Annotated in this window: 9 protein-coding genes; all 9 read right to left on the reverse strand. The window is 66.0% G+C overall.

The annotated features are described in order from the left end of the window. Window positions 1–96: 96 nt before the first annotated feature. The 9 genes from KOL99_RS16435 to KOL99_RS16475 all read right to left on the reverse strand — a co-directional run bounded on the left by KOL99_RS16435 (window position 97) and on the right by KOL99_RS16475 (window position 11,648). On the reverse strand, window positions 97–396 hold the full coding sequence (locus tag KOL99_RS16435; RefSeq protein WP_216511557.1) for a DUF1540 domain-containing protein: 300 nt from the start codon (window positions 394–396) through the stop codon (window positions 97–99). Between the two features lie 78 nt (window positions 397–474). Next, window positions 475–771: a mercury methylation ferredoxin HgcB gene (gene hgcB, locus KOL99_RS16440; RefSeq protein ID WP_216511558.1), complete on the reverse strand. Its 297-nt coding sequence runs from the start codon at window positions 769–771 to the stop codon at window positions 475–477. 11 nt (window positions 772–782) lie between these two features. Next, a complete protein-coding gene (gene hgcA, locus KOL99_RS16445; RefSeq protein WP_407931860.1) occupies window positions 783–1,931 on the reverse strand; it encodes a mercury methylation corrinoid protein HgcA in 1,149 nt (382 codons plus the stop codon). A gap of 8 nt (window positions 1,932–1,939) precedes the next feature. Beyond that, window positions 1,940–2,338 carry an ArsR/SmtB family transcription factor gene (locus KOL99_RS16450; protein WP_216511559.1) on the reverse strand — a complete coding sequence of 133 codons (399 nt, stop codon included), beginning with the start codon at window positions 2,336–2,338 and terminating at the stop codon, window positions 1,940–1,942. A gap of 98 nt (window positions 2,339–2,436) precedes the next feature. Further along, window positions 2,437–5,490, reverse strand: coding sequence for a PKD domain-containing protein (locus tag KOL99_RS16455; RefSeq protein ID WP_216511560.1), 3,054 nt, complete (start codon window positions 5,488–5,490; stop codon window positions 2,437–2,439). Window positions 5,491–5,508: 18 nt separating this feature from the next. Continuing rightward, the gene (locus tag KOL99_RS16460; RefSeq protein WP_216511561.1) at window positions 5,509–5,949 is read right to left on the reverse strand and encodes a cytochrome C; all 441 of its coding nucleotides are present in this window, start codon (window positions 5,947–5,949) and stop codon (window positions 5,509–5,511) included. 332 nt (window positions 5,950–6,281) lie between these two features. Continuing rightward, the gene (locus KOL99_RS16465; RefSeq protein ID WP_216511562.1) at window positions 6,282–6,956 is read right to left on the reverse strand and encodes a response regulator; all 675 of its coding nucleotides are present in this window, start codon (window positions 6,954–6,956) and stop codon (window positions 6,282–6,284) included. Window positions 6,957–7,014: 58 nt separating this feature from the next. Continuing rightward, complete coding sequence (locus KOL99_RS16470; protein WP_216511563.1) at window positions 7,015–8,430, reverse strand: PAS domain-containing sensor histidine kinase; 1,416 nt, start codon at window positions 8,428–8,430, stop codon at window positions 7,015–7,017. 137 nt (window positions 8,431–8,567) lie between these two features. After that, a complete protein-coding gene (locus tag KOL99_RS16475; protein ID WP_216511564.1) occupies window positions 8,568–11,648 on the reverse strand; it encodes a hypothetical protein in 3,081 nt (1,026 codons plus the stop codon). Window positions 11,649–11,750 lie beyond the last annotated feature (102 nt).

An 11,750-nucleotide genomic window follows, 5' to 3' on the forward strand; every position in this document is an offset into this window, starting at 1 on the left:
CGAATGTCGAACCCGCCCGGGGCGGGGGCGGGAGTCGGTATGTCTCGCTGCGGAAGGGGGCTGCATTTTTGTGGGGAATGGTGAAGCGGCGACGGGTTATCTGGGTTTGTAGGTGAAGCAGTCGGGATGAGACTCGTGCATGCCGACGTCGACGGCGGGAGCCGTGCACTCGAGGGACCGGTTGTAGCTGCAGTTCTCCACCTTGCAGGCGCCGATGCCCCCCTGGACGTCGATGATCCCCCCCCTCTGGCTCCCCTGCAGGAAGGTGTCGCACTCGGGGCAGGCGTCGTCAGCCCCCCCGACCGTGATGGCGAGCGTGTGACAGGAGTTGTGCTTGTTGTAGGCGCACTGCGTTACGTTGCAGGAACTGATTTTCACCATCTGCTTCTCTTGCATGTCTGCCTCCTTTTCGCGGCCCCCTTCGCGCATTAGGAGGTTTTAACAGACGTGGTTTGATAGTCAAGGCGTCCAGGCCTACCCGCAGCACCCCCCCCCGCCGTTGAAGCCGGGAATCTTGCGTTCCCTGAGCCACTCGTGGATGAGGCCGCTGGCGCAGCCGACCCCGGCATCGACCTTCAGGGCGGCGGCGGGGCAGTTGAGCGCGCAGGCGCCGCACTCCATGCAGGCGTCGCGGTCCGCCACGACGGCCCGCTTTTGCGCCATGCGGAACACCTGGTGCGGGCAGACCTCGACGCACCTGCCGCATCCGACACAAAGGGAGCTTTCGAGCTCCAGCGTGGCCACCCCGGCCAGATATCGGAAACCTTTCATATGCTCCTCCCTCAGGCCAGAAAGCGGCCGGCGATAACGACGATGAGCGCGGCGCCGAGGGCGCCCGCCATGATCGGCAGTCCCAGGCGCATCTCTTTCTTCACCCCGGACTTCGACGTGTAGGTGGTGCAGCCGGTGAAGTTGAGGGTGTAGAAGGAGGAAACCGCCGGAAGCGCCAGAAAGGACGCGAGCGTCGCCGCCCCTCCCCAGTTCGCCCCGCCGGCGAGGGCATAGAGGAGCGCGCAGTAGAGCCCCCCCGCAACCGCCCCCTTGATCGCGAAGCTCCGCCCCGGCAGCAGCGGCAACAAAACGGGGCCGACCGCGATGCCGGTGAAGACCGCCCCCAAAACGGAGAGGGCGGCGGCGGCCGCGGCATCCGCCCCCCACAACAGCCGGGCCGCGAGGTAGATGAGCGCCGTCGCCGGGGCCACCGGCTTGGCCGCCAGGACCAGTTCCACCGGGACCAGCACCAGGCGGTCGTACCAGGTGAAGCGGAGCTCGCGCATGGCGGGGGTCGCCGCACCCTGGTCCAGGTACGCGGGAAGGTCGTCGGCGCGCACGGTGGCGTAGACCACCTCGAAGCCGCTTCTTTGCCTGACCCGGTGCGCCGCCACGCCGGCCGCACCCAGGATGGGAAGGATGAGACGCCGGTGGCTCACCACCTGGGCGAGCCCGCTCGCCGCGATGCGGCGCACCAGCTCGCCGGTGCCGAAGGTCCCCTTCCCCGCCGCGCACCAGACGTTGATGCCGTAGGTCTCCAGGACCAGGAGCCAGACGTCGCGGCCGGAGAGCGCCCGGCGCACGATGTCGTAGCTCATCTTGTAGTTGGCGGTCACCACGACCGGCGCCTCGGCATCGGGCTCACCGACGGCGTAGAGGCCGGGGGGGACCATGAAGGTCATCCTGTTGATGCCCCAGCGCGCGAGGCAGGCGCCCAGGTGGTCGCTCCAGGTCAGGCTCCCGCTGATCCGCGCTGCCCGGCCGCTGCCGGCCGGAATCCACCCCAGGAAACCGGGGACTTTTTCGCTGATCTCTCCGCCGCCGGCGGAGGTGGGAGGGCCTCAGCAGGGGGGCGCATCGGGGTTGGCGCCGGTTTGTGGCGCGCAGGAGGAGGGAGCCGGCTGCTTCACCTCGACCTTCTTGAACCGGCGCGTCTTGATCTCGTCGCTCACGCGTCACCTCCAGCGGGGGCACGCCCCGTCATATTCGTTTTTTCGGATTCAACCTCGGCACAGCAGGAACCGTCCCTCAGCTCCCGGAGCCGCACAAGGTCCGCACGGGCCGTGTCGGTGACCAGGAGGAAGGTGCGCAGCACCGGGACCAGGAACTGCTGCACCGGCTCCAGCGACGCGTTGATCGAGTAGTGGTTCCAGGCCCCCATCCTTCTCCCCTTGAGCCATCCCGCATGCTTCAGGATGGAAAGCTGGCGGGAGACGGTCGACTGGGGGAGTTGCAGGGCGGCCACCAGGTCGCAGACGCAAAGCTCTCCGCCTTGCAGCAGGAGCGCCAAAAGGCGCAGGCGGGTCTGGTCGTCCAGGGATTGGAACAGCAGGGCGAGGTTTTCCATGCGGGAACCATATCCGCAAAACCGGATATGGTCAAGTAAAAAAAGGCCCGGAGGATCGCTCCTCCGGGCCAACATGAAGCAAGGTTCAGCTTACCCCGTTAGGGGGTGATGGTGGCCTGCATGTACCCTACCTGGACACCGGAGTTGAAGCAGTAGATCTTGATGATCTTCTGCGTGGTGGTGGTGTAGGTATGGTTCAGGGTCAGCGGGTCGGTGACGCCGCTGGTCAGGGTGGTGGTCCCGCCGTCGCCCCAGTAGACCTTGACCTGGTTGGTGCCACTCGGAAGGTTCGAGAAGGTGGCTTTGCGCAGGGCGTGGTCCCAGGCGATGGATACCGGCGGCACGATGGCGTTCACCGTGACGTAGGTGCTGGCCGTCTTGCCTTCCTCGTCGACGACGGTGAGGGTGACGGTCTTGCTGCCGGTGGTGGTGAACTTCACCTTGGCGTCGGTCCGGGAGTTGGCGTTGGTGATGACGGCAGCGGCGTCGTTGGTGCTCCAGGTGTAGGTGACGGTACCGACCGGGTTGTTGCCGGCGTCGACCTGGGCTAGTGCCGCGGTGACGGCGTGGTCGGCGCCGGTTGCCCACTGTACCCCCATCTGGGCCGCGTCGTCGTCGGCAAGCGGGGTGTTGATGACCGCCTGCGGCGCGATGCCGATGCCGTAGTCGGACACGTTGGTGGACAGGGCGTTCAGGTAGCCGACATAGGCGTCGCGGGTGGCGTAGCTGTTGGCGCCGCGCACGATCGGGTCGGCCTTGTAGACCTTCCCTTTCAGCCCCAGCGGGGCGGAGTCGGTCTGCGGCGAGATGCGGATCTCCTTGCCCGCGGCCGCGGTGATGGTGAGCGCGCCGCCAGCCTCGGTGACGGTGAAGTCGGAGTTGGTGGTGAAGCTCGCCGGCAGGGCGGCCAGTACCTCGGCCATGCTGGTGGCGTTGTCCTTGCCCAGCTGTGCGCTGCGGAAGGTGATGTGCCCCACGTTGGTGTCGCCGGCCGGACGGACCTCGACCTTGATCAGCCACCCCTTGGTGGAGGTCGCCTTGGACTTGACGGCATCCTGGGCGGGAACGCCGGTCGGGGTGGCGCAGAAGAACGGGCTGGTCGGGCCGGAGCAGACCGCGGCCGGGGCGGAACCGGCGATGGTGGTGTACCAGGCGGTGTCGCGGGTCTGGAAGTTCGCCTCGTAGATCACCTCGCTCCTGTCGATGTTGCGCAGGGTCTGGTTATCCGCGGCGGCGGTGTTGTTCACGTACGGGCCGTCGAACCTGGTCAGCAGGGTGACCGGAACGGTCCTGTCCCCCTTCTTGGTGACGACGCTCGGGTGCGAGTCGGTGGTGTCGGCCAGGCCGTTGACCTTGGTGAAGGTGGTGACCTGGTTGGAGTAGAAGCGGAACTTGTTCTTGCCGGTGGTGTCCACGCCGCTCATGTTGCCCAGGATCGGGTAGGCGCCGTTGTAGAACCCTTTGTTGGCGCCGTGGCAGTCGGTGCAGCCACCTTTACCCCATGCCATCTTCTTGATCGGGGCGATGTTGTGGCTCGCCTTGAAGGGGACCATGAGGAACGACATCTTGGGAATCAGCTTGTAGGTGTTGGTGGGGTCGCTGACGCCGAGAAGCTGCTTCAGGCCGCCCGGGTAGGTGCCGGTGCCGGTGGAGGCGGTGCCGAGGTTGTCGCCGTTGACCCTGGCGTAGAGGGAGGTCATCTCGGTCTCGTTGACCCAGCTGCCGTCCGCGTTTTGCTCCATGGTCACGGCCTTGGCGCCCGCGGCGTTGTTCAGGTCGTTGATGTGGGTCTGCAGCAGGGTGTCCATGCCGGCGTTACGGCCGTCGTTGTTGGCGTCCAGGCCGCCGTTGGCGGCATCCATGCCGTTCATGTCGCGCAGGAACGAGGAAGTGAGCAGGTTCGCGCCGTAGAGCTTGCCGTTGTTCCAGTACAGGGCATTGCCGGCGGTGCCGGCCATGTCGCGGGCGACCTGCGGCTCGTCGTGCAGCGCCACGCGTCCTTCGGCGTCGGCGCCGGTGCCGTCAACCATGGCGCCGCCGTCAAACTCCTTGCTGATGTGGCAGGCGGTGCAGTCCATGATGTCCATGTGGCTGGCCGGAGCGCCGTTTTTGTCGTAGGCGATCTTGGCGGTCAGCCCCTTGGCGGCGTGCATGGAAGCGGAGTTGGGCGCGCCGTAGGTGGGCCAGGTCGGGGTGCCGGTCGGCTCGTGGCAGTCGGTGCAGTGCTTGAAGGCGACCGTGTCGAGCTTGTTCCACATGGCGTCGAAATCGGAGGCGCCACCCTTGGCCGGGTCGCACAGACCGAGCTTGGTCTCGGTGACCAGGCCGGAAGTGCCGACCTGCGGGTTGGCGACGTCCTTTCTCTGGTGGCAGGCCATGCAGCCCAGGCTGTAGTGGACTTCCTGCCCTTCCAGCCACTGCTCGCCGCGCTTTTTCCAGTCGACGTTGTACTGCGACTGGTGGCAGGAGGAGCAGTTGCTGGAGGCCGGCTTGCTGTTCAGGCTGGCGCTCAGGTCGACGTAGAGCTTGCCGGAGGCGTTGGTCTTGACGGTGGTGTAGTTGTAGAAGACCTGGGTGCCGCTGGCGACGGAGTTGACCAGCTTGGCGCCGACGGCGCGGGAGGCGTCGAACTCGCCCTTGCGCACGGCTTCCTTGCGGGCCGCCCAGTCGTAGCCGGTCTGGTGGCACATGAGGCAGTCCATCTCGAGGACGCCGGTCTGGGCGTAGTCCTGCTTGACGACATCGCCGCGCTTGGACACGTCCGGGTTGAAGATATCGATGAAGTAGTTCCAGGCGGTGACGGCGGTGCCGAAGTCGAAGCTGCGCAGCGAGGTGCGGGATGCCGGATCGTAGGCGGCGCTCGGCATGTTGGCGTAGGCGTACTCGTTCATGCCGCCGCCGACGTGGCACTCGGCGCAGTCGCGCATCACGCCCGCGTTGGAGTTGTCGACCTTCTGCTTATAGGCGGCCTGGCCGGCGCCGCTGTCGGCACCGAAGGAGAAGATCTCGAAGAACTTGCCGGTGGGGTTGGCCTGCTGGCCGGCGCCGGGGTTGGTCGAATCGACCAGGACGCTGCCGAAGGGAACCGTCACGAACTGGTTGGTGGTGCCGTCGTAGCTTGCGCCTGCGCCATCTTTGTATGCTCTCGCCAACTGGCGAGCGGAAGGCGGTCACCAGCTCCCGAAGTGGCCGGGGCTCTGCACCCAGTTCTTGCCCTGGGGGCCCGCGCCCGGACGCCACTTGTCACCGGCGTTGGTGTAGGGGTTGAACGCGTCGGGGTTGGCCGGGTTGAAGCCCTTGAACTCGTTGGCGCCCAGCTGGGTGTGGTAGCTGTGCCTTTCGATGTCGTCGTAGCTGAACTTGGCGTTGCCGACGGTGCTGTTACCGTGGCAGGCAACCCCGTTGTTGGTGCCGAAGCAGGTCTGCTTTACGCTGTAGGCGGGGGCGGCGGAGCCGTCCAGCGGACGAGCGATCTCCTGGCCCTGCCAGTCTTTAAGGATGATGTTGGTGTGGTCGCTGGTGGCGGCCAGCGCCGTTCCCGCCGCGAGCCCTAACAGGACTGCGGAAGAGACGGCGGCCGACTTCACGACCTTCTTCCTCGAGTGGTGCATTGGTAGCCTCCTTGAAAGATCTTTGCCATTGCAGGTCGCGCGGTGAGGGGCGATCGATAGCAAGCACGCGGGGTTCCCCGGTGGGGGAACCGGGGTGCGGTGCGTGACTTCCGCGGGAACGGTAGAGAGCCGAAGCTTTCCCGGGAAGTAGCAGGAAGTGTACCCATGCCTTGGGGTGTCGGACTTATACTAAAAAAGGAAGCGATGACGAGTGGTTACGCGGAAGAGTCCGCAGGACGGGGAATCAAGGGGGATGAAAACGGGGCGCTAAACTGGGGCAAACACCCCACCACCGGGAGGCCAGGTGGGGTGTTTGCCCCAGCAGGGGTCGGTCACTTCCACTGTTCCAGGTCGATGAGGCCCAGCCGCGCGGCGTAGCGCACCAGTTCGATGCGGCTGTGCACGTCCAGCTTTTTCATCAGGTTGGTACGGTGGTTCTCCACGGTCTTGGCGCTCACCTGGAGCTGGTCGGCGATGCTGCGGGAGGAGCCTCCCTCGGCCACCAGGCGCATCACCTGCTGCTCCCGGGCCGAAAGAAGTGCGTAGCGCGCGTCCTGGACGCCGCCGTCCTTCCCCTGCCCGCTCAGGTGCCTGATCACCATGTCGCCGGAGAGCTGCCCGTCCAGGAAGTGCTCCCCCTGGGAGAGCGCGTCCATGGCCTCGATGAGCCGGTCGCTGGTCGCCTCCTTGACGATGTAGCCGCGCGCGCCGGCCTTGAAGGAGTCGGTGGCGTACTCGAGGTTCTGGTACATGCTGAGCATCAGGATCTTGACCGAGGGGACCGACTGGACGATCTTCCTGGTCGCCTCGATGCCGCTCATGTCCGGCAGGGAGACGTCCATGGTCATCAGGTCGGGCTTGAGCTCCTGCGCCAGGCGCAGGGCCTCCTCGCCGCTGCCGGCCTCGCCGACGGTTTCGTACTTGCTGCTCCTGGCGATCAGGCTCTTCAGACCGTCACGGAACAGTGGATGGTCATCCACGATGATCACTCGGCTCTTCGCTGCCATTTCCCCTCCTCATTGCATCACAGTTCATCCCCGCGGCGGATCAAGCTCCCCCGGGGCGTTATTTTCGCGCCGGCTCGGCCTGGGCCTCCTCGGCGATCGGTATCTCCACGGTGAGGCGGGTCCCCATGCCGGGGTTGGAGTGGATCTTGAAGGAGCCGTGCAACAGCTCCACCCGCTCCGCCATCCCCACGAGCCCGAGGCCGTCGCAGCGCTTCCCCTTGCAGGAGGCGGGATCGAAGCCGGTGCCGTTGTCCCGGATGCGCATCCTCACGATGGGGTGGGACGCCACCAGCTGGATCCCCACCTCGCTCGCCCCGGCGTGCTTCACCACGTTGTTGAGCGCCTCCTGCACCACCCGGTACAGGTTGATCTCGGCGTCCTGGGAAAGCCGCACCCCCTCCATGCCGTTGTGGGTGAAATCGACCTTCACCCCGTGCCGGGCGGCCAGCTGGTCGCACTCGGTGCGGATCGCCTCCACCAGCCCGAGCCGCTCCAGGGAGGTGGGGCGCAACCCCGCGCTCAGGTGGCGCACGCTCTCCACTCCCCCCTTGAGCATCTGGGAGAGCTGCCCCAGGCGGGCCGCGACGTCCCCGGGAGCCCCGGAGAGGTCCTGGGCCAGGAGGTCAACGGCGATCTTGGCGGCGTTCAGGCGCTGCCCCAGGTCGTCGTGCAGCTCGCGGGAGAGGTGCTTTCTCTCGTCCTCCTGGACGTTGATGAGCCGGTGCGACAGGGCCCTGACCTTCTCCTCGGCCTCCTTGCGCTCGGTTATGTCGCGGGCCACGGCGAGTTTCGTCGGGCGGTCGATGCCGGGCATCCGGACGGGAAGCTCGATGACCGAGTACCAGCACTGGGCGAGCTGGTTGAAGTACTCCTTCTGCATGGGGCGCTCCGAGATGAAGACGTGGTCGGTGGAACAGTCCTCGCACGGCACGTCCAGCCCCCGGCAGAGCTTGTAGCAGTATTCCTTTTCCATCTCGCCGCGCAGGGCCGCCTTCATCTTGCGGTTGGCGTAGACCAGGCGGTAGTCGTCGGTGACCACGTAGACCCGGTCCTCCATGGCGTCGAGCAACAGGCGCAGCGTCTCCTGGGAGGCGTGCATCGCCTCGCCGATCAGCTTGCAGTCGGTGCGGTCCAGGAAGGTGCCGAACACGGCCGGCTCCCCCTGCACCTCGATGAGGCGCGCCTCCACCTCGATCCAGAACGGGGTGCCGTCCACCTTGGCCGAGGGCTGCCCCCAGGAGATCTTCTCGTAGTTGCCGGACAAAAGCTGCTCGTGGACCTTGCGGAACAGGTCGACGCTTTGCCAGTCCGGGTACACCGTGCCGAACATGTCGCAGCCGATCAGGCTCTCATGATCCCGGTAGCCGAAGATCTCGCCGAAGCGCTGGTTCAGGAAAATCGCCCTGTCGTGCTGGATCACGTAGATGCCGTCGGAGAGATTGGCGACGATACTGGCAAAGAGATCGGTCTTCACTGTCTTTCCTCTCTGGTAACCGCGGGTGAAAGGCCGGGGCGGCAGCAGCTTATCGTATCGCGCCGCCTCAATCAACATCAAAAAGCGCGGGAATTGAGAGCCCGGAGTCGATACCCTCCGGGCTCTCACGGTGGTCGTTACGGAGTGATGCTCTTTTGCATGTAGCCCAACTGTGTGCCGCTGGAATTGTAGCAGTAGATCTTGATGATCTTGTCGGTGGTCGTGGTGTAGCTGTGGACGAGCGACAAGGGGGCGACCACGCCGCTTGACAGCGTCGTGCTCCCTCCGTCACCCCAGTAGACCTTGACGGCGCTGGTCCCGACCGGGAGGCTGCTGAAGGTGGCGGTCTTGGTGCTGTGGTTCCAGGCGATGGCTATGGGAGGGACGATGACCGTGACCGAGGCGGTGTTGGCCACCGTGATTCCCTCCTCGTCGGTGACCGACAGCCGTATGGTCTGGGGCCCCAGGGTGGCGAAGGTGATCGAGGGGGTCTGGGTGGCGGCGCCGGTCACGACGGCGCCGGTGTCGGTGCTGCTCCAGGAGTAGAGCACCGTCCCCACCGTCTTCTCGCCGGCGTCGTACCTGCCGTTGCCGTTGGCGTCGAGGTACTGTCCCGGCGGGCAGGAGAGCGCCAGGGGCGCCCCGGCCACCACCTGGGTGCCGACCACGGTGGCGTCGGCGTCGGCGACCGGGTTGATGGTCGCCACCGGCGTGACCCCCATGCCGTAGTTGGCCGGGCTTTGCGGCAGGTTGAGCGCCGCGACGCGCGCGGCGTCGTACCCCAGGAACTCCCAGCGGTCGGGCTCGCGGGTCTTTTTGGGGGAGGCGCCCGTATCGGCGTAGGCGAGGGTCTTCTTCACGCCGTTTTTGTCCCAGTAAAGGGCCTTGGTCGCCACGTCGGCGGCGCCGTTGTAGGAGACCGTCACCGCGGCCGCGGAGCCGTCGGGGAGCTTCCCTTTGCCGATCATGTTGACCTTGCCGTTGAACACCCCGGCGGCGCCGCCGTGGCAGTCCGAGCAGCCATAGACGGTCTTGCCGGCGGCGTCGATGGTGCGCCGCCCCAGGGCGAAGCTCGCCATGGGGACCACGTTGTGCATGACCAGGTAGGGCTCGGACTCGAGGACCAGCTGCGGGACGAAGCCGGCGTCCTTGCCGGTAACCTTCGCCTTGTAGGCCTCGATCTCGGCCGGACGGGTGAACATGACCGCCCCGTCCTGGTTCTTCACCGCCTGCGCGTCGAAGGCCGCCGTCCCGGTCAGCGCCACCGGCACGCGGTTGTTGTCGGCGTTCACCCCGAAGGTGAAGTTCTCCTTCACGTTCCTGAGGAAGAAGGGGTCGCCGGAGACCACCTTGCCGTTATTGCTCATGCCGGTGGTGAAGCCGTCCCCGTTGGCGTCCTTGCTGCCGACGTTGTTCCAGTAGATGCCGGTGACGTAGTTGAAGGGGTAGATGAGCCGGCGCCAGAGCGGGTTGGGCTTGCCGTCGGCGAGGGTCCGCTGCGGCGTGGTCTCCTTCCAGCTGTAGAGGAGGTCGACCGTCTGGCCGGCGCCGGGCTGGTCCAGCGGGTTCCCCACGAAGTTGAAGAACTGGGCGCCGGTACTGTAATCGACGGAGCGGGCCGCGGCGTAGCGCTTCTGGATGTGGCAGGCGGTGCAGGAGATGACATCGAGGTGGCTGCCGGTGAACTCGACCTCGGCGCCGCTGGCGTCGATGCGGCGGGCGCCCGGGACGATGGTGAGCATGAGGCCGGCACCGGCGTGGGCACCGTCGGGAGAGGGGGCCGAGAAGGTGTCGATGTCGGCCCTGCCGTCCCCGTCGAGGTCGCCGCGCAGGGTATGGCAGTCGTAGCAGAACTTCACGGTGCCGCCGAAGTCGTCCGCGGTGCCGCTCATGGGATCGTACCCTTTCCCGGGGCTGTGCATGTAGTTGGGGAGGTTCGGGTTGTACGCCTGGAACTTGCCGGTGGCCGAGTGGCATCCCGCGCACTGCAGACCGTTGTGCAGCTCGTCCTGGTTCCAGATGTCGCCGCGCTTCACGAGGTCGCTCAAGTAGCGCGCAGGCCTCACGTTCCCCGGGTTGGCGGGGTCGTCCGAGGGGATCGCGTCATAGGAATAGAAGAAGTTCTTCCAGTTCGCCACGTTCTGCCCCTTGGTCACCGTGGGCATGTGGCAGTGCACGCAGTTGCCCGCCTTGGGGTACCTGCTGATCCGGTCGGTGAAGGCGAAACCGAGGTAGAGGGTGCCGTCGCTGCCGAGGTTCAGCTGCGCGGCGTCGTAATCCATGTTGAAGCCGTCTCCCTCGCCGGGGTTCAGGACCGCCAGCCCCGAGCCGAGGGTTCCCGCGTTGTAGAGGCGGCTGTCACGCACGATCTCCTGGTTGCGCGCGAGGTGATCGTACCCCTCGAGGTGGCACATGAGGCAGTCCATCTGCAGCGTGCCGTTCATCCCCCACATGGCCCAGTCCACCGTCTTCACCGCCCCGTCGGAGCTGACGAAGAAGTCCCACGGGTTCAGGGGGACGCGACGCGGGTAGTACGGACTGGAGAGCGGCAGCGGGAAGGTGTAGTCGTTGGCGATGGAGAGGTTGCGCTGATCGTTGTCGAGGTTGTTGTGCACCCCGCCGGGCCCGCGGTCGCGGCCGAAGTAGTCGCTCACGCGCCACGGGAAGGTGAAACTGTAGGGGTTTGAGGTGCCGGGGCCGCCGCCGACGTGGCAGACGCCGCACTCGGTGACGAACTCGAAGGCCCCCATGTCGAGCTTTTGCAAGAGCTGCGACGGGGACGAGTAGGTCGCGTTCATGTTGCCCAGCTGGCGGTTGTAGATGGGGGACCAGTTGCCGAACTTGCCGGGACCGGACACCCATGGGCGCTCCTTGTCGTAGCCGTAGCCGTACGGTGACAGGGGCAGCTTGTTGAAGGACATGGTCGCGTGCCGGTTCATGTTCTCGTTGGCGACGATGTCGAAATGGCACAGGTTGCAGCTCGCCTTGATGCTGAACGGGGGGAGTCCCAGGTAGCGGCCGGAAACGGGGGCGCCGGTCGGCTTGATGGGGGAGTCGTTGAAGTAGTCCAAAAGCGGGATGCCGACCATGGCGGGATTGAACTGCATCCCCCTGGTGCCGGTCTCCCCGGGCTTTGGGTGGGCCGCGTGCGCCGGGGGCGCCCCGCTGAGCGCCAACGTCGAAATGAGTGCAGCGATAATGGCTAGGTTAATCTTCATGCATCCTCCTGGTTTTCTTTCGTGATGCGGCTGCGGTTAACCATCGATTCCGGCTTACTCCCTGCTCCATTTCAGCGTTCATTTAAAAAAGCCCGGGAGGTT

The organism is Geomonas azotofigens (assembly GCF_018919395.1).
Lineage (GTDB): Bacteria > Desulfobacterota > Desulfuromonadia > Geobacterales > Geobacteraceae > Geomonas > Geomonas azotofigens.

Excerpts from the sequence above, each read along its gene's own strand:
- KOL99_RS16435 (WP_216511557.1), bottom strand. The coding sequence starts at position 396 with ATGCAAGAGAAGCAGATGGTGAAAATCAGTTCCTGCAACGTAACGCAG.
- hgcB (WP_216511558.1), bottom strand. The coding sequence starts at position 771 with ATGAAAGGTTTCCGATATCTGGCCGGGGTGGCCACGCTGGAGCTCGAA.
- KOL99_RS16450 (WP_216511559.1), bottom strand. The coding sequence starts at position 2,338 with ATGGAAAACCTCGCCCTGCTGTTCCAATCCCTGGACGACCAGACCCGC.
- KOL99_RS16460 (WP_216511561.1), bottom strand. The coding sequence starts at position 5,949 with ATGCACCACTCGAGGAAGAAGGTCGTGAAGTCGGCCGCCGTCTCTTCC.
- KOL99_RS16465 (WP_216511562.1), bottom strand. The coding sequence starts at position 6,956 with ATGGCAGCGAAGAGCCGAGTGATCATCGTGGATGACCATCCACTGTTC.
- KOL99_RS16475 (WP_216511564.1), bottom strand. The coding sequence starts at position 11,648 with ATGAAGATTAACCTAGCCATTATCGCTGCACTCATTTCGACGTTGGCG.